The sequence below is a fragment of the Gehongia tenuis genome, assembly GCF_014384795.1.
GTDB classification, from domain to species: Bacteria; Bacillota; Clostridia; order Christensenellales; family NSJ-53; genus Gehongia; species Gehongia tenuis.
Map to the genome: position 1 here is coordinate 44,361 of NZ_JACRSR010000001.1, position 21,623 is coordinate 65,983.

Here is a 21,623-nt window from a genome sequence, read left to right on the forward strand (position 1 = left end):
AAAAATATGTGACGGGGGGACAATATGCTATTTAACTCAGTCGATTTTTTGATTTTTTTTCCGATTGTAACAGTCATTTATTTTTTGATTCCTCATCGGATACGATATTTGTGGCTGCTTTTATGCAGTTATTATTTCTATATGTGCTGGAACCCACAGTATGCACTGCTGATTCTTTTTTCAACGGTAATTACTTGGCTAAGTGGGTTGCTCATACAAAAAGCGAATCTGAAACCAGAACGTCAGGCTGTACGATTAAAGAGATTGTGGGTAGCATTAAGTTTGATTCTTAATCTCTCCATTCTTTTCTTTTTTAAATATTATGGGTTTGCTTCGCAAAGCTTGGAAAGATTGTTTTCGGCACTTCATATCCAGCTTTCTATGCCTCAATTTGATATACTGCTGCCCGTGGGTATCTCTTTTTACACGTTTCAGGCGTTGAGCTATACGCTGGATGTGTATAGGAAAGATATAGATCCTATTCAAAATTTCGCAAAATATGCGCTGTTTGTTTCATTCTTTCCTCAACTTGTTGCAGGCCCTATTGAACGGTCAAAAAATCTTATTCCGCAATTTGAGGAAAAACATTCCTTTGATTATGCCAGAACGGTGTCAGGTTTAAGGTTGATGCTATGGGGATTTTTCAAAAAAATTGCAATAGCGGATACCGCGGCAGTCTATGTAAATGCGGTATTCAATGATCCTCTCGGCGGTGGGGGCGGCCTGACGTTAATTTCTGCTGTACTGCTTTTTTCCGTACAGATTTATTGTGATTTTTCCGGGTATTCTGATATTGCTATTGGCTCTGCCAAAATCATGGGATTTGATTTAATGGCGAACTTTAGATCGCCCTATTTCTCGCAGTCCATTACAGAGTTCTGGAATCGTTGGCATATTTCGCTGTCAACTTGGTTTCGAGATTATTTGTATATTCCATTAGGAGGAAACAGGAAAGGATTTGTCCGCAAAAATTTTAATCTAATGGTCGTTTTTTTGGTTAGCGGTTTATGGCATGGGGCCAGCTGGCACTATGTGATCTGGGGCGCGTTGCATGGGTTTTATCGTATTATCGAAGAGATCTGGCGGCATATTTTCAAACCTATACACTTTAAGACCAAGCTGCTAAACAACGCTAAGCGTACTGCTAAAGTTATAAGTACTTTCGGATTGGTAGCCTTCGCATGGATCTTTTTTAGGGCTGCCAATATGACGGAAGCATTCACAATTATTAAAGGATTATTTGTGGATTTGAGTCTAACTTCTTGGATAAGTAAAGCTGGCGCCATTATCAATCAAACTCTGGCTCCGGGAAATGCAATCAGTTATTTTTATTATATTGCATTAATTATCATGATTTTGATACTATGGTTTGTTGATTATTTGGATATAAGGCGTAAATATAGCTTGGACCGAATTTCAAATTGTATGGCAAAACCGATAAGATGGTTTGGCTATTGGGCCCTTTGTATTCTAGTTTTAGTATTTTTTATTTTTCAGAATGGTGGATATGGATCTGCGGTTCAGTTTATCTATTTTCAATTTTAAGAGGTTGCCATGAAAAAGATAGTTGTAAAATTGTTGATATTTTTTATGCCTGTTTTTCTTTGGATAAGTCTATTTACTTCATTGGATCCCTATGATTATTGGAATTTTTTCAATGATTATCGAGGGTTCGAAGAAGGGATAGTTACGCCTTTGCCGCGCATGCGGAAATATTTAAACTCCGACACGTCCACGCTTTTGCTTGGAGATTCGAGGACAGCCTACGTTTGGAGACAGATGAAAACTTTGGGAGTGGATGATGAGTATGCCAATCTCGCTTTTGGCGGGGCGTCCCTTAAAGAAAGCATTGATCTATTTTGGTTTGCCGCAGAAAAGCGAAAACCCGAACGTGTTATCTTTCAAATCAGTTTTTATACGATGAATTCCGCTTATGCGCTCGATAGGGTGCCGCAGGTAGTTGACCAAGCTGAAAATGTTTTTCAATATTATTTGAATTTTGATCATAACAGGCTGGCCTTCAATAACCTAAAACAATGGGTCGCACCCATTAAAGTTGAGCCTGAGCCGGAACTTCCACGTGCTGAGCGCAGAGCCAAGGAATTGGAATATGTATCCGTACCTTGCGCTGACTATAGCATAAATGAAGAGATGTTAAATGGTTTGATAGAAATTGCACAGTACTGCAATAATGAGGGTATTGAATTATATTTTATTACCCCGCCCATGCACCGAGATTTTTGGGATCAGATAGTGGACCGCTATGAATTACAGGACGAACTGGATTATTACAAGGCAAAGCTTTCGCAATATGCTCCCATATACGATATGGAATGGCGTTCGGATATTATTGACAGCGAAGATTTTACGGACGGAATGCACTTCGACGGCCTGGTTCGTGAAGGATATGTGAATCTTCTGATTACAAAACAGAATCCTTATTGCAGGATATGGGAAAAAGGCGCCGTCATTTAGCGATTCCGGCACCCGTTCCCTGATAGACGAAGGTGTACCCGCCCCGCTCGCCGGTGAGGATGCCGTAGGTCTTTGCAAGGTCCAGCACGGCGCCGCGGTAGGTGTAGGCCCGGGCGAAATCGGCGGAATAGCCGGCGCCGGTACCGCGGCCCGAAGCCCGCTCCCGTGGGGAGAGGGTGTAGTCGGAGTAGGCGATTTCTTCAAGCGCCGCCTTTTCTTCCGCCAAATCCAGCACATCATCCACATAATCCTCGATCACGTCCCGGTCATCCTCATAGGTGAACAGACCGTCAATCTGCCGGGATACATTCGTCAGCTCCGCCCGCCAGGCATTCTTATAGGTTTCGGCCAGCAGCTGAAGCTCCGGCGTGGCGCTGGCCGCCTCGAAGTCCTTGGCAAAGGCGTCGTCAATGGGATTGTCGCCGGGGGTGTAGCTTTCCGGGCCGCAGGAGCCCTCGCCGCTGACGAAGGGCGTCATTTCCGGTACGCTTGAAGGCGTCGGGGCGGCCAAGGAAGCCTCCGGGGTGGCGGCCGGAGCGGGCGTAGCTACGGGCTCCGAAGTCGGGACAGGCGTCGCGGCAGCGGACGGCGATGCGCTGGGCGAAGGGGACGGGGTGGTCTTTCCGCCACCCGTGTCGCAGCCCGCAAGAGCCAGGGTCAACACGGCGGAAATCAAGATGGGAAGCACGGCAAATCTTTGCTTTTTCAAAATGAGTCCTCCAATTAAATCAGTCCTACGGTTCGAAGCACGAAGCATCCAATGAAGATGAATACGAAGGCAATGAGGGTGGACACCATGACGATATCGGTAGCGAGCTCCGCATCATTGCCCATATTTTTGGCCATGAGGAAGGTGTTGATGGCCGTAGGCGAGGCCAGGAACAGGAAGATCACGCCAAGATCCTCGCCCCGGAGCCCAAGCAGATAGGCAGCGGGCAGAAAGATGAGCGGCGTGACGATGGTTTTAATCACGGAAGCGGACAGGGAGAGCTTCCACTGCTTCTTGAAATGGGAGAAATCCAGGGAGGCGCCCGCCAAAAGGAGCACCAAAGGGGTGCCCATCTTGTTGAGCATATCCAGGGATTTCTCCGCAAAGGTGGGCAGCTTGAGCCCGAAGATCACAAAAAGAAGCCCGGCCATGGTTCCAATGAAAAGAGGATTGAGCACGATGCTCTTGAGGGTGTGGCCGATGCTCGCCCGCTTCACACCCGTGCCCTCGGCATGGGTCACCAGCACCCATACGCCAAGAACGCTGTACAGAGGCATGGTGCACGAGAGGATGAAGGCGCTCTTGGCGCCCGCCGCCTCACCGAAAAGGGCGATGGTCATGGACAGGCCGATGACCACATAGTTGTTCCGGAAGGTGCCATGGATGAAGGCGCCTTGGGCGCCCCGATCCTTGATAAACTTCGGGGCCAGCCACCACATGAGAAAACACATGATGAGCGTGGTTCCGTAGGCGATCAGAACCAGATTGAGGTTGACAGCATTGGAAAAATCGCTGTTATACATGGTCATAAACAGCATCACCGGCATCACGAACTTGAAGGCGTAGCCGCTTGTTTGATCCACGTACTTGCCATCCACAAACTTGAAGCGCCGAAGCAGATAGCCCACCGCCGTCATGAAGAAGATGGGGAACACGCCGTTGAGACTGAACACCAGATTTTGAAACATACTCCGCTCCTATCTATCATTGCCATGGATCCAAAAATTTAAGCATGACAGCGGAAGTGCTTATTAAAGTTCAATAGACGCTGTTAGCCCATTTGCCGCATTTGTCGCCCCACATGGCCACGACCCTGCCGTCAATCTCCACCTTGACCACCTCGCACTGGTTGGGACAGTCGCTGCATTCCATGGTGGTGGGATGAAAATCGAGGTCGGTCAGCTCGAAACCGCGGAAACTCGAAGGCTGGCCAGTCTTTTCCACCTGCTCCTTGGCCAAGATGGCCGACCCGATGGCGCCCATCACATTAAAATACTTGGGAATGATGACGGGATGGCCGATCTGTTCCTCAAAGGCCTGATGGATGCCGGCGTTGGCCGCCACACCGCCCTGAAAGGCATAGGGAGGCGCCAGTGTTTTTCCCCGGCCCAGATTGTTGAGGTAGTTGCGCACCAGAGCCTGACAAAGGCCCTTGACGATCTCCGCCTTGGAGAAGCCGTATTGCTGTTTCGCGATCATATCCGATTCGGCGAACACGGTGCAGCGCCCTGCGATGCGGACGCTCTTCTCGGTCTTGAGAGCGAGTTCGCCAAATTTTTCGATGGGTACGCCAAGCCGCTCCGCCTGGTGATCCAGGAAGGAGCCGGTGCCGGCGGCGCACACGGTGTTCATGGCAAAATCCACCACCATGCCGTCCTTCAAAAAGATGATCTTGGAATCCTGACCGCCAATCTCAAAGATGGTGCGCACCTCCGGATGGAAGTGGGCGGTGGCGGCGGCATGAGCGGATATCTCGTTTTTCACCAGATCTGCGCCCACCATGAGCCCCACCAGCTGGCGGCCGCTGCCCGTAGTGCCCACGGCGGCAACCTCATACTTGGCGGGATCGATGGATTCTCGAAGATTCTTGAAACCAATTCTCACCGATTCCAGGGGCTGACCCTGGGTGCGGATGTATTCGTCGAAGACGAGATGGCCTTCACCATTGATGGCGACGACGTTGGTGCTCACCGAGCCCACGTCCACGCCGAGATAGAGTTTTTCCATGGAATGAACGCTCGCTTTCTGTTAGATCCTGACCTCGGAGCCGGACTGCCGGTAGGCGGTAAAGGTATCCTTGCCCTCCCCTGCGGGGACCTGGAAGGAAGGAGCCTTCACTGAAGCATTTTTCACCCGTTTTTTTTGGGCGATGAGATCGGCAAAAGCTTCAAGGCGGGTCTGATTATTGACGGAACCGGTCTGCTCATCGATGGACATGGACAAAATGGGCAGATCCAGATCCCGGGTGATGTCGGGAATGAGGGACTGGGTGATAAGCTCGGGCAGGCAACCAAAGGGCATCAGATGGACTACGCCGTCCATCCTCCGTTCCTTGTACTCCATCATCCAGCCAATGTTTTCCATATCGTGGCCGCCGGCGTTGAGGGGCGTGTAGCGCCGGGCCTTCTTCATGATCTGAATGGCCTCGTTGGCCTTTGACCACTTGGGATAGATATGATGATGCAACCAGTGGGAAAGGCTTTGGCAGTTGTACGTCTCGATGCCAAGGCTGTTCAGCTTGCGCTCGATGTCCATGTTGGCCGCCGACTCCATGGCCACGTAGATCTCGCCCACGATGCCCACTCGAAGTTTTTCCGCTTCGGGCACGTTCCGAATTTGAATGCTCACAAGGAGCTCCTCCGAATCCCGGCGTACCTTTTTGAGATCCTTTTGGGAGAAACAGCCCTCGTGCCAGCCGGTGATGGTGCGCCAGGCCCGGTCAAAGCTTCCTGCCTCAACCTCGTAGGGCCGAAGGGTTTTCAGCTTTGCCTCCAGGCTGTCCATGGACTCAATCAGCCGGTAGGACAGATAGGCGGAGCGAAGGGCCTTTGGAAGAGATGTGTGATTGATGAGGCCCTTTACCTGCTCAAGGAAGGCTTTGCGGTTTTGAGTGGGATCGTCGAAGATGGCAATCTCGGTCCTGTAGCCCAACTGACGGAGAATGCGCTGATGGATCTCGCCATACATGCCCGCACGGCACGGACCCCGGCCGCCTGTGGATACGATGAGCTCCGCGCCCTGTTCGGCCACCTCGATGTAGGTGCCCAGCATCATCTTGAAGGGGAAACAGAGAAATTCTGGCGCGTACTTGGCGCCAAGATCCACCGTCCGGGAAGTGGGCCGGGGCGGCATGATGATCTCATGGCCCATGAGCTCCAGCATCTTTTGATAGCCGGTGACACAACCCATGTAGGGGAAAGAAATTTTCATATCAGATCACACTCCTCGTGCGCCGCTTTTTGCGGATCAGCATATCCACGAAGGCCTCCATGCGGGTCTGCAGATGATTCTCACCGGAATGCTCATCCACCCGAATGGTCATGAAAGGCATGCCTGCCGTCTCGCAGTCCATCTCCAGCATTTTGCCCATCACCGAGTCCGGGCCGCAGCCAAAGGCGGTGACATGGATGAGTCCGTCAAGATCTGGCCGCTCCATCATGATCTTCGCGGCATTGTAGGTCTTGCGAGTGAAGGTCCAAAAGATTTTTTTGCCGGGCTTGCGGGGGTTTTGGAGTACTTCCTCGCCCAACGTTTCGAAGGTTATCGGCTTTACGTTCATGGCTCTGAGCCGCTTCAGAATATCCATGCTGATGGCGCTGTCGTAGATATTGTACACATAACCAATGATTCCGAGGGTGAGCTCCGGGGACTCTAAAGAGACTTTCGGCGCCCGGCCCTTCAGAAGAAGAGCGGCCTCGTCCAGCGTATGGCCCGCCTCACAGAGTTCTCGGAAACGACCAAAAGCCGCCGTTCCAGCGGCCAGCGCTTTTTTCATATCATTTTTGACCACGCCCAGCGGCCCGGCGATCTCCATCAATGACTTCACCGTAAAGCCGTGGTCGGTGCCGTCGCTGCGGATGTCCGGACTCAGGACCTTTTTCATGGCACCGGGCACCGTGTGCCGCACCAGGTCGGGCAGTCCCAAAAATTTCGGACAGAACCACTCACGGTTATGCATGGAGACCAGCCGGGGCACAAACACGTAATCCGACTTCTCCATAAGTTCGGCCACATGACCGCAAAAAATTTTGATGGGAACACACAGCTCGGCAGGACAGACCTTTACGCCGGCCTGCAGTATCTGCTGATTGGTGGGGGGTGAAGAAATCACCTTCATGCCAAGGCTCTCAAAGATGCCAGCCCACAGGGGATGGTAGTAATAATCGTAAAGAGCACGGGGGATTCCTATGACCAAATGAATACCTCTTTTCTATCTTTCAAACACGGAACGATTATAGCACATTTCGGCCATGGACGCATTCGTTTTTTACTGGAAGCTGCCCTCTCCTCCGTTTAAGTTCTGGTTTTTCGTCCATACTGTTTTTTGATGAAAAAGGAGGAGGGTTCCATGAGAATTGGACTGCCCCGGGCGCTCACCTATTACGAGTATGGCGGGCTGGCCCAAACGTTCTTTGAGATGCTGGACCAGCAGGTGGTGATCTCACCGCCCACCCAGGAAGAAATTATGCGCCTGGGTACATCTCTATGTGTGGACGAGGCGTGCCTGCCGGTGAAGCTTTTCCACGGCCACGCGGCCTGGCTGAAGGACCGGGTGGACGCCATCTTTCTGCCGGTGATCAAGGGAGTGACCCGCCATGAATACATGTGCCCGAAGATGATTGGGCTCACCGACATGGTGCGCCACAGCATTCCCGGACTTCCAAGGATCATTTCGCCCCTCATTGAGATCTCGGGCAGCCTCCATTCGGTGCGCCGAACCCTCAGGGAGCTCGGCCGGGAATTCTCTTCCGACCGGACCCGGGTGGAGACGGCGGTGGGCATGGCCCTGGCGGAGCACATGAGCGGCCTGGAGGCCCTTCGGGCAGGGGAACTGCCCATCGAGGGCTGGCGTCCCCTGCTGGAGCCTATACTCCGGGTGGGCGTGGTGGGCCACAGCTACACGCTGTACGACCGGCACGTGAGCATGGACCTGATCCGAAGGCTTACGGCCATGAACGTGGCGGTGGTCACGCCGGAGATGCTGGATGAAGGAAAGGCGCGGCAAACCGCGGACGAGCTGCCCAAAAAGATCTTCTGGACCCTTCCCAAGCGTCAGGCCGGCGCCGCCCTCATGATGGGCGGGGATCCGGGCATTGACGGCATCATCTTTGTGGCGGCCTACGGCTGCGGCATCGATGCCTTCATCGGCGATCTGTGTGAAAGAATGATTCAAAGGAAACGGGATCTGCCCTTCATGACGCTGACCCTGGATGAGCATTCCGGTCCGGCGGGCATGGAAACCCGGGTGGAGGCCTTTATCGATATGTTGGAACGGAGGTTGGGCGATGGTGGTGACATTTCCCCAGATGGGGACGCTGAACATCTTGGCCAAATCTTTGCTGGATGATCTGAGGATCCCCTACGTGATGCCTCCGGCCTGCACCCAAAGGACGCTGGAGCTGGGCAGCCGCTATGCGCCGGAACAGGCGTGCCTGCCCTTCAAGATCAACCTGGGCAATTTTCTGGAAAGCGCGGAGCTGGGCGCGGACACGGTGCTGATCACCGGCGGCTGCGGACCCTGCAGGTTTGGCTACTACGGCCAGCTGGAGGGGGAGATTCTGAAGGATCTCGGGTATGACATGGAGATGATCGTGCTGGATGCACCCCGGGACCGGGCGGGCATGAAGGCTCTCCTTGCCCGGCTGGGCCGGGTGGTGGAGGGGCGCAGCCTGTCCCGGTGCCTCCGGGCCGTGGGGGAGGCGCTCAAGGTGAGCCAGGCGGTGGACGGGATGCAGGACAAGGCCCTCAAGGTGCGGGCACGGGAACGAAAAGCCGGAACCACCGATAAAATTCTGCAGGATTTTGAGCGGCGGGCCTTCAGCCTGTGCGGAAGCTCCCAGCTGCTTTGGGCGGTGGACCAGACGATGGCCCGTCTTGAAGCGGTGCCCCTTCGGCCGGGTCCCGCGCTCAAGGTGGGTATTGTGGGCGAGATCTTTACCATGCTGGAGCCCTTCACCAATCTGGATATCCCCAGGATGCTGGGCCAGATGGGGGTGGAGGTTTCGGTGTCCATGCGGCTCAGCAGCTGGATCACCGACCACATTCTGAAGCTGAAGTTCTGGCAGGAACCGGAGATCCGGGAGGTGGCCCGGCCCTACCTGCGCACCTTCGTGGGCGGCCACGCCCAGGAGACGCTGGGGCACGCCATCCGCTATGCCGGGGAAGGGTATGACGGCATCATCCAGCTCTTTCCGCTGACCTGTCTGCCGGAGATTGTGGCAAAGAGCATTCTGCCCAGCGTGAGCGAGGATTACGGCATCCCCCTCATGGTGCTGGTGGTGGACGAGATGAGCGGCAGGGCCGGGTACCGCACCCGGCTGGAGGCCTTTGTGGACATGCTGGAACAGCGAAAGGAGAAGGAACATGTATCTTGGTATTGACGTGGGTTCGGTGAGCACCAATCTCGTGGCCTACAGGGATGGAAGGGTGCTGAAAAAGCTCTATCTCCGGACCCGGGGAAAGCCGGTGGATGCGGTGCAAAGAGGCATGGCGGAATTCTCCGCGGAACTTTCAGGGGAACCGGTGGAGGGTGTGGGCGCCACGGGCAGCGGGCGTCAGCTTGCCGGCATGATGGTGGGCGCCGACGTAGTTAAAAATGAGATCACAGCCCATGGCGTAGCCGCTTCCGCTTCGGAGCCGGAGGTGCGCACCGTCCTTGAGATCGGCGGCCAGGACTCCAAGATCATCTTTCTCAAGGACGGCGTGGTACGGGATTTTGCCATGAACACCGTGTGTGCCGCGGGAACCGGCTCCTTCCTCGACCGCCAGGCGGCACGGCTGGGTATGGACCTCGCCGAATTCGGCGAGCTGGCGCTGAAATCCCGAAAGGATGTTTCCATCGCCGGGCGGTGTGCCGTCTTTGCCGAGTCGGACATGATCCATAAGCAGCAGGCTGGCTACGCTGAAGCGGATATTGTGGCCGGGCTTTGCCGGGCGCTGGTGCGGAATTATCTCAACAATCTGGCCCGGGGCAGACAGCTGGAGGGGCCGGTGCTTTTTCAGGGCGGCGTGGCGGCGAACCCCGGAATTGTCCGGGCCTTCGAGCGGGAGCTGGGGCTTACGGTGGCAGTGCCGGAGCACTTCGAAGTGATGGGAGCGCTGGGGGCCGCCCTTTTGGCGGAGCAGGCGGTGCAAAGAAGCGGCGCAACCCATTTCCGGGGCTGGGGCGGCTGGGATCGGGAGTATGCCACCCAGGGTTTTGCTTGTCAGGGCTGCGCCAACAGCTGCGAGGTGATGCGGGTGCTGGCCGATGGCAAACCCCTTGCCGTATGGGGGGACCAGTGCGGCAGATGGAGCGAGGCCAGGGCCCATGCCAGCGCCGAATGATACAAATCCATTTTGCATGAACCACCGGATGAACTTGCATTCCGGTGGTTTTTATGTAATAATAGGAAAACCAAAAGGCACTGAGAAATGGGTTTGCAAAGGAGAGAAGCGCGTATGATCAAACTCTATGAAGGCGGGGCTTATCTCATCGGCGGTAAAAAGCTGGTGAAGGACGGACCGGAGGCGGCGGCCGAAATCGAACGGTCGGCGGGCAGAGCTGTGTCCCGGGCGGAAGCGGCAAAGAACACCATGGCGTACGGTATCCTGAAGGCTCACAACACCTCGGACGATATGGAGAACCTGAAGCTCAAATTCGATGCCATGGCCTCCCACGACATCACCTATGTGGGTATCGTGCAGACGGCGCGGGCCAGCGGCCTTGAGCGCTTTCCCATTCCCTATGTTTTGACCAACTGCCACAACAGTCTGTGTGCCGTGGGCGGCACCATCAATGAGGACGATCACATGTTCGGCCTCTCGGCGGCCAAGAAGTACGGCGGCATCTTCGTGCCTCCCCATCTGGCGGTGATTCACACGTACATGCGGGAGATGCAAAGCGGCTGCGGAAGGATGATCCTGGCCTCGGACAGCCACACCCGCTATGGCGCACTGGGCACCATGGGCGTGGGCGAAGGCGGCGGCGAACTGGTCAAGCAGCTTCTCGAGAAGACCTATGATGTGAAGCGCCCGGGCGTGGTGGCGGTGTATCTTACGGGCACGCCTCATCCCGGCGTGGGTCCTCAGGATGTGGCCCTCGCCATCATTGGCGCCGTGTTCAGAAATGGCTATGTGAAAAATAAAGTCATGGAATTCGTGGGGGACGGCATTGAAAACCTCCCTGTGGAATACCGCAACGGCATCGACGTGATGACCACTGAGACCACCTGCCTCAGCTCCATCTGGCGCACCGACGGCAAGGTGAAGGAGTACTTTGAGATTCATGGCCGCCCAGAGGCCTACCGGGAGCTGAATCCTGGCGAAGTGGCCTATTACGACGGCGCGGTGGTGGTGGATCTCGCGGCGGTGAAGCCCATGATCGCCATGCCGCTGCATCCCTCCAATGTGTATACCATCGAGGAGCTGAACGCCAACCTCGCCGACATCGTGGATGCGGTAGAGAAGGCGGCGGCAAAGCAGATGAATCTAAAGAATCTCGATCTCGGCCTGCGGGAACGGATCGCGGACGGACGGCTCATGGCCAGCCAGGGCTTTATCGGCGGCTGTGCCGGCGGCACCTACGACAACGTGGCGGATGTAGCCGACATCCTTGAGGGCCATCAGCTGGGCAGCGGTGAATTCTCCCTGTCCATCTATCCCTCCAGCCAGCCCGCCTATTTGGGACTCATTGAGAACGGTGCTATTCCGAAGCTCATGACCGCCGGCGCCATCGTCAAGACCGCGTTCTGCGGGCCCTGCTTCGGCGCGGGAGATGTACCCGCTCATCACGGGTTCAGCATTCGCCACTCCACGAGGAATTTCCCCAACCGGGAGGGCAGCAAGCCCTCCGACGGCCAGATTGCCTCGGTGGCCCTCATGGACGCCCGCTCCATCGGCGCCACGGCACTAAACGGCGGCCGCATCACGCCCGCTACCGACCTCGACGTGAACTACACGAAGCCCAAGTATTTCTTCAACAAAGCGGTGTACGACAGCCGATGCTACAATGGCTTCGGCAAGGCGGACCCCGAAGCGGAGCTGAAGTTTGGGCCCAATATCACCGACTGGCCCCAGATGTCGCCGCTGACAAACGATCTTCTGCTCAAGGTGGTTTCCTATATCACCGATGATGTGACCACCACCGACGAGCTTATCCCCTCCGGCGAGACCTCGAGCTACCGCTCCAACCCCCTGCGCCTGGCCGAGTTTACCCTCTCCCGCAAGGACCCGGGCTATGTGGGCCGGGCCAAAGCGGTGCAGAAGTATGAAAAGGCGCGGCTTGCCGGGGAGGATTTCCTGGACGGCGAGCTGTCCGCCGCGTATCAGGCGGTCAAGGCCCTGGGCTTTGACAGCAGGCCGGAGGCCACCGGCGTGGGCAGCGTGGTCTACGCCGTCAAACCCGGCGACGGATCCGCCCGGGAACAGGCGGCGTCCTGTCAGAAGGTGCTGGGCGGCTGGGCCAACATCGCCCGGGAATACGCCACCAAGCGGTATCGCTCCAATCTTATCAACTGGGGCATGATTCCCTTTACCTACCAAGGCGAGCCCGGATTCCAGCTGGATGATTTCATCTTCCTGCCGGGCATTCGAAAGGCGATCGCCGAGGGAGATTCAACGCTGACCGCTTATGTTTTGGGCAAGGGCACCTTTGAGATCGGGCTGCCTGAGCTGACGGAGGACGAGCGGCAGATCGTGCTGGATGGCTGCCTCATCAACTATTACCGCGGCCAATAGATCAAAAAGAAAAAGCGAGTGATTTTCACTCGCTTTTTTTATGCCCTGCGGCTGATGTAGAGACTTAGCTGATCCGGAAAATAGGCGAGACTCACGTAGGTTTGGCCGTCAAAGAGCAGGATGCCCGTGGAAGTGTAGCCCTGGCCCGCAATGACCTCCGAAGTTTTTTCCGTCTCTCGAAAGCCCTCCCGCTTCAATGCCTCCACATAAGCCGCTGAATCCTCTTCCGTTATGCCGGACAGAAAGATAGCCAGGAAGCCTCTTTCGGCATCGATGGAGACGCCGGCAACCTCGCCCGCCGCAGGCCGGGGCAGGCCCTCGGTGTATTCATTTTGGGGCCACTGATGGGTTAGTACGGCACCGCCCGGATCGGAGCCGAAGCTTGAGGCGGAAGGGACCGTCTCCGGGGAAGCGGAAGCGCCGCCCGGAACGGAGCATCCCGAAAGAACGGCCATGAGAAGGGCTGCCAGAACCAGCATCCTTTTCATCAGGACCGCCCCTTCATCCGCCAAAGCTTTACGGCCAGCAGCGCCGCACCGGCAAAAAGAAGAAGGCTGGCGATCAGAAAGAGGGTGGGCGCATCGATGGGCAGAGCGGATTCCAGCTGGATGGAGGTGGCGGCGTCGGCCTGTCCAATGGCGTTTTTTGGTACGGTGTCCATGCGCGACACAAGCCAGGGGATGAGGGCGGTGACGGCTGCGACCAGCGTGACGCCAAAGGCCGCGGCCAACCGCTTTCTTGTGCTGGGGGAAAAGGGCGCCAGGCTGTCCACAAAATCCTGAGGCGTTCCCAGCCGCCGCACGACCTGTTCCTCGGATTCGCCGTGCTCCGCTGCCGAGGCGAAGGCCTCGCTGAGATCCCGGAGAATCTCTTTCCGCTTTGAACGGGGGACGTTCAATCGTTTTGCCACTTCCGCCAGATACTGTTCCTTCATGGCTTCACCTCCGCAATTTCGTAGCTTTCAATGAACTGATCCACACAGCGGGTGTAATCCCGCCAAAAGGCCACCAGCTCCGTAAGCACCTCCCGGCCTCTAACGGTGAGGGAATAGTATTTCTTGGTGCCGCCGTTGGCCGCCGGCGCCAACCGGCTTTGGATGAGCCCGGCCTGCACAAGGCGGTAGAGGATGGGATAGATGGTCCCCTCCCGGGCGTAGCCGAGGGTTTCCTCCCTTTGGTTGAGTTCAGTGATGATCTCATAGCCGTAGGTTTCCCGCCGCCCGATCAGACATAGAAGCACCATCTCCAGGGAACCCTTTTTGAATTGCTGTACGTACCGGTTGTCCAATTTGGTGCCGTCCTTCCGAATACCTAGTATTGCTAATTAGTGATACTAAGTATAGCCGCCTTTGAAGACTTTGTCAAGACTTGCGGCCGGGAAGCCAGCCGGCGTAGATTTTCAGGGTGTTTTGCAGCAGATCCTGGGCGACGGCGGCGATACACTCCCGGGTGTCCTGGGAAAGCTCGGGGGAAAGGGCGAGCTTCGCCTCATCCAGCAGGATTTTTATGCGGGAAGAGAGCTTGGCGAAGGAGTAGGGCGAATTCATGATGGAACCCTGCCTGAGCCGGTATACGTACAGGGACCGGTGGAGGTGGCGGACCTTTTGAGCGAGGAGCAGCGCATTCAGGGTGAACAGTTCATCCTCGTGAACCATGCCCGGCACGAACCGGTGCCCCGTCTCTTGAAGAAAGGCGCGGCGCAGGCACTGCCCCCAGGCCATGCAGCGGTAATCGCCCTCCCGCAGCATCTCCACATACATGGCCTCTCCGCTCTTCAATCCATCATGATGCCGTTTCCGGCGCCAGGCATCCGGCCGGCCTCCCCCAATCTCGGGGCCGCCGTCGTGCAGCAGATCAAAGTCAAAGACCAGAAGATCAAGCTGCTCCGGGGATGCCGCCTCATACATGGCCTGAAGCGCGCCGGGCTGGATCAGATCGTCGCTGTCCAAAAAGCAGAGATATTCCCCCCGGGCCTCGGCGATACCAAGGTTCCGGGCCACGGACAATCCCTCATTTTCCTTGGTTAGAACCCGCAGCCTGCTGTCCTTTTGGGCATATTTCGCCAAAATTTCGGGGGAGCCGTCGGTGGAACCATCGTTGATGCAGAGAAATTCCGCCTCCTGAAGGGATTGGTTCAGCGCGCTGTCAAGGCACGCCGCCAAATATTTTGCCGTGTTGTACACGGGAATGATGACGGATATGCGGGGTTGATCCATAAAAAACACCTGCCTTTTACTACCCAGCCTATGCACCGGATAAAAAAGGAGCACAGCTGGGCTGTGCTCCGGTGTTTTCAAAAGGGGTCAGAGGATGAATTCCAACTGACAGTCACAGGGCTCGGCGGCATGGAGCGCATCATCGTATTCCTCGGCCTCCTGACAGCCCATGGCCTGGTAGAAGGCCTGGGTTTCCTCCGCTGAATGGCCGGAGATGTAGAGCCTTTCTGCGCCCAGCGCCCGCGCCTTTTCCGCGGCCATCCCAAACAGAACGCGGCCCGTGCCCGCGCCCCGGCAGTCGCTGGACACGTGAAGGGCGGAAAGCTGAAGGTATTGGCCACGGGAGCCCAAAGGCCGGGTTTCCACCGAGGCGAAGCCTTTCAAAAGACCGTCCTCGAACGCGCCCATCACGCCGCCGCCGGTCCGCAGGGTATTTTGCAGGCATTCCACCAAAAAGGCATAGTCCTCCCTTGACCATTCCTCCACGAAGGGGTGGTCGATGAGCATCCACCGTCCCTCAATTTTTCGCCAGCACCGCCTGACCTCTTGATGGCGCTGGAAATGGGCGAAGAGATCGGCGTTGATTTCGTCTTGGGTCAGATGACGATACTGCATGCTGTTCACTCCTTGGGCGCCAGCTCAGCCGCATCCCGGATGGCGGCAATGAGGCTTTGGGGGCTGGCCAGATTCTTGCCTGCAATGTCAAAAGCGGTGCCATGGTCCACGGAGGTGCGGATCACACCGCCCCTGAGGCCCACGGTGATGTTCACCCCGTCCTCAAAGCCGAGAACCTTCACCGGCACATGGCCCTGATCATGATAACAGGCCACCACGATATCAAAGTCCCCCCGCAGAGCCCGGTTGAACACCGTGTCCGCGGGATAGGGGCCGGAGACCTCCACGCCCTCCGAGCGGGCCCGTTCGATGGCGGGCACCAGTTTTTCCGCCTCCTCGCCCCGGCCGAAGAGGCCGTTTTCACCGGCATGGGGGTTGATGGCGGATACGGCCACCCGGGGCCGGGAGCAGCCGGAACGCACGAGTACCTCGTGGGCCAGGCGTATGACCTTGTACGTGCGCTCCGGAGTGATGCTCTCGATGGCGTCAATGAGGCCCATGTGGGTGGTCAGGTGGATCACCTTGAGATTGGGCGCGGAGAGCATCATGGCATAGTCCTTCGTTCCCGTCAGGTCCGCCAGGATTTCCGTATGGCCGGGATAGGGATGCCCGCCCTTATGAAGGGCCTCCTTATTGAGCGGCGCGGTGACGATGGCCTGCAGCCGTCCTTCAAGAGCCAGTTCGACGGCCTTCTTCAAAAACTGGAACGCCGCATCCCCTGCCGTGGCGCTGACCTCTCCGAAGGGAAGATCCCCGGGGACCAGATCCAAGGCAACAAGGTCGATGACGCCCGGCGCGTAGCAACCCTCCTCCGGCCCTTCAATCTCATGAATGGGCAGGGGGAGCAGGGTTACCTCACGGGCCCGCTCCAAGATTCTGCGGTCCCCCACCACGAAGGGACGGCAGATTTCATAGATGGCGGGATTGGCCAGGGCCTTCACAATGATTTCCGGGCCCACGCCGGCGGGGTCGCCCATGGTGATCGCGAGGATAGGTTTCAGCATGAGAATCCTCCTTCGGTAAACGTTGAACCGTTTTTGATGATTATATACCCAAATTCCATCCTTGCCAATGCTTTGAACCATGATATAATGAATTTATGATATCGTTTTCTTAAGAGGAGGGCGCGGTATGGAGAAAGTGGCGCTGATTGCCGATGATCTGACGGGGGCCATGGACACGGGCGTGGAGTTGGCCCGAAGGGGCGTGCCCACCTGGGTTTTGCTGGATCCCCTGGCGGCGGGGCGTTTTGAGATGAATGCGGCCGCGGCGGTGGCGGATACGGAGAGCCGGAATGTGCCCGAAAAGGAGGCCGCGGAGCGGGTCTGCGCCTTTCTCCAGGCCTTTGAAAAGGCCCGGATTCCGGTCATTTATAAGAAAATCGATTCAACCTTGAGAGGGAATCTGGACGCGGAATTGAGGGCGGTTCACGGCGCTTTAAAGCCGGATTTGATCCTGGTGGCGCCGGCCCTGCCAGGCTCGGGCAGGACCACGGCGGGCGGACGGCATTTTGTGAACGGGACGCCCATCACTGCAAGCGATCTGGCCAAGGACCCCTTCGCCCAGGTGACCTCGGACCGGATAGCCGACAGCCTCGCCGGTCTTGCGGTCCGGGAAGTGGGGCTGGCGGCGGTGCGCCGCGGCGCGGGAGCGCTGGCAGAAACGTTTCAAGGTTGTGCGGGCTGCGAAGCGGTGGTGGCCGACGCGGAAACGGACCGCGATCTTGAGATCTTGGATGAGGCGGCGGAACTTTGCGGACTCAGGGTGCTCCGCTGCGGCTCGGCGGGACTTTTCAAGGCCATGGCGGCGCGGACGCACGGGGCGGCCCGAAAAAGGGAATGGACCGCCGGGCATGGTCCTTTGCTGGTGCTGTCGGGGAGTCCCGCACAGCGCACCAAGGATCAGATTCGTAGAGCGGAGAAATCGGGCGCCCTTCTTTTGTCCCTGGAGGATGGAGAAAAGGCGGCAAACGACCTCAAAGCGGGCCGGAGCGTGGTGGTGGACGGGGCCGGAAGCGGCAAAGCGGAGCTTGTACGCCGTTTTGGCAAGGACCGGGAGGGGCTCCTCAAAGCCAGCGCCGAAGTGCAGCAAAGGCTGTGCCGTATTGCAAAGGAGGCCCTGCCTTATGCGGCGGGCCTCATGATCGTGGGCGGGGACACCGCGCTTGCCCTGTGCCGGAGCCTGTCTGCCAGAGCGCTTGCCATCGAGAGCGAGCTTGAGCCCATGGTGCCCGCGGGACGGCTGGTGGGCGGTGCCTTTGACGGTCTGCCCGTCATCACCAAGGCCGGAGGGCTGGGCGGCCTGGACGCCATTGCCGAGGCCGTCGCCCGATTTGGGGCATAAGAAAAGCGCCGGGAATCCGGCGCTTTTTATTACAGTTCCAAAAGAAATTCACCCCGGCGGATGACGGGCTCGTCGTCCAGATAGAGATCCGGACGGAGAATGACGCCGTCCATGTGACAGTCGGCCTTGTTGACGCCGCCAAAGGCGGTGTTGGTGCCAAAGGCGATATGCACCGTGCCATACACCTTCTCATCCTCCAGAATGATGCCGCAAAGCACGGCCTTTTCATTGGTGCCGATCCCAAGCTCGCCCAGAGTCCCGTTCCGCTCGTTGGCAAGAAGAATGCCGAGGGCGCCGTCATCCCCCTCGATCTTTGTGAGTCGCCCGGCCTCCACGGTCACGGTGATGGGCCGTGCCAATTTGCCCACGCCCACCATGGACCCGTCGATCACCATGGAGCCCCGGGAGCCGGTCTCCAATGGTGCGATATAGGCCTCGCCGGAGGGCAGGTTGCCGCTGGTGCCCGGCGTGCGGTAAACGCCGGGACTGGGCACCCCGTTCCGGCCCCGTAGATCCAAAATGAGCTCATGGCCGTCCTTCACCACCCGGGCCCAGCTCGCCTCGGTGAGCCGCTGGGTCATGGCTGCCGTCAGCGCCTCCACACGGTCGTAGTCGGCGGTGATAGCACCCTTGGTGAACATAGCTTCGGTGATGCCCGGCATGGTGGCCATGCGGGCCCCGGCCTTCACGGCCTCGATGCGGGCGTTGGTGTGAGTGAGGGATTTGGCGGTGGGGCAGACGATCACATCCGCCGCCTTCATCGCCTCAGCCACGGCTTTTGGAGGCTCCTCGCCGGAAACGGTCCGTTCGGCCATCGCCATGAGCAGGGCTTCGGCGCCAAGATCGCCGGCGGCTTCATAGAGGGCCTGGCCTATGGAGAGGCGGCTGTTGTCGGTGACGATGAGCACCGTCTCGCCCCGCCGCACCGCCAGACTGGACTGGAGCAAGGACCTGGAAATCTCCCGCAGCGTCATTTCTCCCACCGTCCTTTCGTCTGGAAGTGATTCATGGAGCCGTACAGCGCCTGCAGATGCTGATATTCCGCGGAATCATAGAGGGAGCAGCTTCCCCGGCCATAGGCCTTGGCCACCTCCAGCATGAAGCGGGCGGCTTCCTCGCAGTCGGTGAAATGGGTGGCGCCGGTCGCGCAGCCGGGCACCGCCGTCTCGGCTGTAATGGCAACGCCCACTACAGGGGCCTTTGTGGCGGTGGAGGGCTGGAGAATGCTGTTGAGATGGTACAAGCCGTTGCCGTAGGGCGTGATGTCCTGCTGGGAGAGGGCGAAGACCTGGGGCAGCCTGCCGGTGGTGATCTCCATGAGGGCAAGAAGATCCTCGCTCACCTTCAGAATGTAGCCCTCCTTCACCGTGGGGGAGATGGCAAATCCCCGGTGATTGATGACCCGGTTGCCCTTGGTGGTGTCCACCACCAGGATGCCGTCCAGCTCGTCCGTCACCTCCGCCCGATTCACCTGGGCCATCTCAAGGGGCGAGCCCATGAAGGGCACCGGCTCATGGGGCTGAGTGGGTGCGTTGGGGCATACGTGGGTGGATATGAAGATGTCACCCGCGAGCGTATCGCCCTTGTTTTGCATATCCAGCAGCTTGGCCGCCAGGGTCAGCGCCACCAGTGCGCCGTCGCCATCGGACACAAAGCCGATGCGCTCCGGGCGGGCGCCAAGACCGCCCAGCCGGCCCAGAAGGCCCAGGGTGGGCGCGGAACCCCCCTTCGCTTTGCCGGCGCTGCCGGGGATCCGGATCTTGACCATATCCGTGGAGCCTTTGGGACCGGCGAGAACCTCCACGGCCACGTCGGCATCCGGGCGGATGGATCTGAGATAGGCTGCCGTCCTCTCGCCGCTGGCGGCGCTGTCGTCCAGTATATCGTAGACCTCAAGAAGCTGTTTAAGTAGCATTTTGTTCAACCTTTCCTGGCGGTGTGCCGCCTCTTTCAGGATATCATATCCACAGCGGCCAGACAATATTGTATGATAAAATTATGGTCATCAGCTTTAAATTTTGCAGTAAGCCTGAATCTATGGTAGAATGAGATATACTTTTGCAAGTTTGGATGTGCGGACATGCAAAATAAAGGAGAGTGAATGCCGGGTGAATTGGTTCCTGTTGCTGCTTTTGACCATGGCCGCGGCGGCGTTGGGTGCGTTCATTGGTTACAAGCTCCATCTGCCCGCGGGCTGCATGGTGGGCGCCATGGTGGTGGTGATTGCGCTCAATCTCGCCACGGGCCTCGTCTATTTTCCAGTGGAGCTGAGGACGGTGGTGCAGATGTTCTCCGGCTCGGTGATCGGCACCGGCATCCGCAAGAAGGACGTGCACGACCTCAAGGGCATGGCCATACCAGTGGTGCTGCTGCTGGGCTGCATGGTGATTCTAAACGTCATCTTTGGCACGGCCATCCATTACGCCAGCGGACTGGATCCGGCAACGGCCATGTTTGCCAGCGCTCCCGGCGGAATGACCGATATGGCCATCATCGCGGGCGACCTGGGGGCCAACCCCAGCTACGTGGTGATTCTCCAGCTTTCCCGTTTGATCATGACCTTGGCGCTGCTCCCGCCCATTTTTGCCAAGATCATCAACAAGCGCAAAGCGAAAGCGGCGGCGGGCGCGGCGCCCGGGGGCAGGGCACTGGTGGCGGAGATGGAGGCGGCGGCTCTGGACGGGGCGGTGGATCAGATGGATCCGGAGCCGGCAAAGGAGAATCAGGAAATTCCCCTGGCGGAGAAAAATGATCCCGCGGTGCGGAAAAAACTCGTTCTGCGGTTTTTCCTTACGGTTCTGGTGGCGGTTGCCGGCGGTTCCATCGGTTATTTTCTGGGAATTCCGGCGGGCGCCATGATCGGCGCCATGGTGGCCTCCGCTGCCGTCAATATCGCAACGGAGAAGTGCTACGTGCCCACCAATATGCGCAGGTTTACCCAGTGCTTTGCCGGCGCCTACATCGGCACCACCATGACCCAGGAGTACGTCATGAAGATTCCCCAGCTTGTCGTGCCCATGCTGATTATGATGGCGGGCGTTTTCATCTGGTGCTTTCTCATTGCGGCCATCATCCACAAGGTCACCAAGCTGGAATTTACCACGTGCATGCTGGCCTGTGCGCCGGGCGGCGTGCAGGACATGTGCCTTTTGGCCGACGAACTGGGCATGGACACCCCCAAAATAGCCGTCATGCAGACGGCCCGCGTGGTGGGTACCCTCGCGATTTTCCCCACGCTGCTGAAATTTGTGACCTCCTGGTTTATTTAAAAATTACCATGGAGCGTTTGACTTTTTGAATGGCATGTACTATAATAAAAAAGCCTTTCGTGAGAAGGGCTGTGCGCTTGTAGCTCAGTGGATAGAGTGCCCGGCTACGAACCGGTAGGTCGCAGGTTCGAATCCTGCCAGGCGCGCCAGCGGCGGACTGCCGTTAAGTTGCACACCTCACTTTGTGGGGTGTGTTTTCTTTTTGTTTGGAACCAGTCCTTTGCCATTCCCCAATGCCCCCCCGTAAAAAATGTGCATATATTGTAGAAGGGGCGGCCTA

The 21,623-nt window shown here is 57.4% G+C and carries 21 protein-coding genes and 1 tRNA gene; 9 read left to right on the top strand and 13 right to left on the bottom strand.

Annotation, left to right across the window (positions count from 1 at the left end; translation table 11 throughout):
- The first annotated feature begins 24 nt into the window (after nt 1-24).
- Nucleotides 25-1,545: an MBOAT family O-acyltransferase gene (locus H8696_RS00200; RefSeq protein ID WP_249314155.1), complete on the top strand. Its 1,521-nt coding sequence runs from the start codon at nt 25-27 to the stop codon at nt 1,543-1,545.
- Between the two features lie 9 nt (nt 1,546-1,554).
- Nucleotides 1,555-2,475, top strand: coding sequence for a hypothetical protein (locus H8696_RS00205; protein ID WP_249314156.1), 921 nt, complete (start codon nt 1,555-1,557; stop codon nt 2,473-2,475).
- Here H8696_RS00205 and H8696_RS00210 read toward each other — a convergent pair.
- The 5 genes from H8696_RS00210 to H8696_RS00230 all read right to left on the bottom strand — a co-directional run bounded on the left by H8696_RS00210 (nt 2,468) and on the right by H8696_RS00230 (nt 7,379).
- Nucleotides 2,468-3,184 carry a hypothetical protein gene (locus H8696_RS00210; protein ID WP_249314157.1) on the bottom strand — a complete coding sequence of 239 codons (717 nt, stop codon included), beginning with the start codon at nt 3,182-3,184 and terminating at the stop codon, nt 2,468-2,470. The two genes, H8696_RS00205 and H8696_RS00210, sit on opposite strands and share 8 nt — an antisense overlap.
- Nucleotides 3,185-3,198: 14 nt before the next feature.
- Nucleotides 3,199-4,152 (bottom strand): AEC family transporter, encoded by a 954-nt coding sequence (locus H8696_RS00215; RefSeq protein WP_249314158.1) that lies wholly within the window; start codon nt 4,150-4,152, stop codon nt 3,199-3,201.
- Nucleotides 4,153-4,222: 70 nt separating this feature from the next.
- Complete coding sequence (locus H8696_RS00220; protein WP_249314159.1) at nt 4,223-5,191, bottom strand: acyl-CoA dehydratase activase; 969 nt, start codon at nt 5,189-5,191, stop codon at nt 4,223-4,225.
- A 21-nt stretch (nt 5,192-5,212) separates the two neighbouring features.
- Nucleotides 5,213-6,394, bottom strand: coding sequence for a hypothetical protein (locus H8696_RS00225; protein ID WP_249314160.1), 1,182 nt, complete (start codon nt 6,392-6,394; stop codon nt 5,213-5,215).
- 1 nt (nt 6,395) lies between these two features.
- Complete coding sequence (locus tag H8696_RS00230) at nt 6,396-7,379, bottom strand: acyl-CoA dehydratase activase-related protein (protein ID WP_249314161.1); 984 nt, start codon at nt 7,377-7,379, stop codon at nt 6,396-6,398.
- Nucleotides 7,380-7,532: 153 nt separating this feature from the next.
- On the opposite strand from H8696_RS00230, the gene H8696_RS00235 reads away from it, so the two are divergent.
- From H8696_RS00235 to H8696_RS00250, 4 genes are all read left to right on the top strand, one after another.
- Nucleotides 7,533-8,531, top strand: a complete 999-nt coding sequence (locus H8696_RS00235; RefSeq protein ID WP_249314162.1) for an acyl-CoA dehydratase activase-related protein — start codon at nt 7,533-7,535, stop codon at nt 8,529-8,531.
- On the top strand, nt 8,470-9,564 hold the full coding sequence (locus H8696_RS00240; protein WP_249314163.1) for a 2-hydroxyacyl-CoA dehydratase: 1,095 nt from the start codon (nt 8,470-8,472) through the stop codon (nt 9,562-9,564). The genes H8696_RS00235 and H8696_RS00240 overlap by 62 nt, the downstream gene beginning before the upstream one ends.
- Nucleotides 9,548-10,510: an acyl-CoA dehydratase activase gene (locus tag H8696_RS00245; protein WP_249314164.1), complete on the top strand. Its 963-nt coding sequence runs from the start codon at nt 9,548-9,550 to the stop codon at nt 10,508-10,510. The genes H8696_RS00240 and H8696_RS00245 overlap by 17 nt, the downstream gene beginning before the upstream one ends.
- Before the next feature lie 114 nt (nt 10,511-10,624).
- Nucleotides 10,625-12,901: a hydratase gene (locus tag H8696_RS00250; protein ID WP_249314165.1), complete on the top strand. Its 2,277-nt coding sequence runs from the start codon at nt 10,625-10,627 to the stop codon at nt 12,899-12,901.
- A gap of 38 nt (nt 12,902-12,939) precedes the next feature.
- Here the strand turns inward: H8696_RS00250 and H8696_RS00255 are convergent, their stop codons facing one another.
- The 6 genes from H8696_RS00255 to pdxA form a co-directional block, all read right to left on the bottom strand.
- Entirely contained in the window at nt 12,940-13,389 is a 450-nt protein-coding gene (locus tag H8696_RS00255; RefSeq protein WP_249314166.1) for a lipoprotein, read from the bottom strand.
- On the bottom strand, nt 13,389-13,835 hold the full coding sequence (locus H8696_RS00260) for a DUF1700 domain-containing protein (protein WP_249314167.1): 447 nt from the start codon (nt 13,833-13,835) through the stop codon (nt 13,389-13,391). Before H8696_RS00260 ends, H8696_RS00255 begins: the two co-directional genes overlap by 1 nt.
- Nucleotides 13,832-14,188 carry a PadR family transcriptional regulator gene (locus H8696_RS00265; protein ID WP_249314169.1) on the bottom strand — a complete coding sequence of 119 codons (357 nt, stop codon included), beginning with the start codon at nt 14,186-14,188 and terminating at the stop codon, nt 13,832-13,834. Before H8696_RS00265 ends, H8696_RS00260 begins: the two co-directional genes overlap by 4 nt.
- Before the next feature lie 73 nt (nt 14,189-14,261).
- Entirely contained in the window at nt 14,262-15,116 is an 855-nt protein-coding gene (locus H8696_RS00270) for a glycosyltransferase (RefSeq protein ID WP_249314170.1), read from the bottom strand.
- Nucleotides 15,117-15,203: 87 nt separating this feature from the next.
- Nucleotides 15,204-15,731, bottom strand: a complete 528-nt coding sequence (locus tag H8696_RS00275; protein ID WP_249314171.1) for a GNAT family N-acetyltransferase — start codon at nt 15,729-15,731, stop codon at nt 15,204-15,206.
- A gap of 5 nt (nt 15,732-15,736) precedes the next feature.
- Nucleotides 15,737-16,732, bottom strand: coding sequence for a 4-hydroxythreonine-4-phosphate dehydrogenase PdxA (gene pdxA / locus H8696_RS00280; protein ID WP_407926356.1), 996 nt, complete (start codon nt 16,730-16,732; stop codon nt 15,737-15,739).
- Between the two features lie 130 nt (nt 16,733-16,862).
- On the opposite strand from pdxA, the gene H8696_RS00285 reads away from it, so the two are divergent.
- Nucleotides 16,863-18,074 carry a four-carbon acid sugar kinase family protein gene (locus H8696_RS00285; RefSeq protein WP_249314173.1) on the top strand — a complete coding sequence of 404 codons (1,212 nt, stop codon included), beginning with the start codon at nt 16,863-16,865 and terminating at the stop codon, nt 18,072-18,074.
- 29 nt (nt 18,075-18,103) lie between these two features.
- Here the strand turns inward: H8696_RS00285 and H8696_RS00290 are convergent, their stop codons facing one another.
- The gene (locus tag H8696_RS00290; protein WP_249314175.1) at nt 18,104-19,048 is read right to left on the bottom strand and encodes an aminopeptidase; all 945 of its coding nucleotides are present in this window, start codon (nt 19,046-19,048) and stop codon (nt 18,104-18,106) included.
- Entirely contained in the window at nt 19,045-19,989 is a 945-nt protein-coding gene (locus tag H8696_RS00295) for a DUF1177 domain-containing protein (RefSeq protein WP_249314176.1), read from the bottom strand. Before H8696_RS00295 ends, H8696_RS00290 begins: the two co-directional genes overlap by 4 nt.
- Before the next feature lie 193 nt (nt 19,990-20,182).
- Here H8696_RS00295 and H8696_RS00300 point away from each other — a divergent pair, with 193 nt between their 5' ends.
- Nucleotides 20,183-21,343 carry an AbrB family transcriptional regulator gene (locus H8696_RS00300; protein ID WP_249314177.1) on the top strand — a complete coding sequence of 387 codons (1,161 nt, stop codon included), beginning with the start codon at nt 20,183-20,185 and terminating at the stop codon, nt 21,341-21,343.
- 73 nt (nt 21,344-21,416) lie between these two features.
- Nucleotides 21,417-21,492: transfer RNA gene (locus H8696_RS00305), tRNA-Arg, on the top strand.
- Nucleotides 21,493-21,623: the final 131 nt, after the last annotated feature.